Below are 306 nucleotides of genomic sequence, written 5' to 3'. Positions count from 1 at the left end.
CACCCACCTCCATGGCGATGTGCTTGCCGGTCAGCCGCCTTCGGCGCAATGCCACGATGCGCTCGGCCACCGCCTGTTCGGTCATGCCCGGCATGGCATGGGGCCGGGATGAGCGGTCGACCATGCCAGCCCGTCCCTCCGCCTTGTAGCGCTCGACCCAACGCGCCACGATCTTCGCTGACACACCATATCTCCGCGCCGCATCGGCTTTGGAAAGACGGCCTTCAATAATCGACAGCGCCATCTCCTCTCGACGCAGCGGCGTCAGACGGGCATTCTTGTGGATGTTCATTCGGACCCTCCGAT

1 protein-coding gene is annotated in these 306 nt (G+C 64.1%); it reads right to left on the bottom strand.

The annotated features are described in order from the left end of the window. Nucleotides 1-292: leucine zipper domain-containing protein (locus O7A61_RS32495; protein ID WP_337133217.1), on the bottom strand; the 292-nt coding region annotated here is incomplete at its 3' end. Nucleotides 293-306 lie beyond the last annotated feature (14 nt).

The organism is Mesorhizobium sp. Cs1321R2N1, from assembly GCF_037179725.1.
GTDB classification, from domain to species: domain Bacteria; phylum Pseudomonadota; class Alphaproteobacteria; order Rhizobiales; family Rhizobiaceae; genus Mesorhizobium; species Mesorhizobium salmacidum.
The sequence above is the reverse complement of the archived record's forward strand: the minus strand, read 5'-3'. Positions and strand labels throughout refer to the sequence as shown.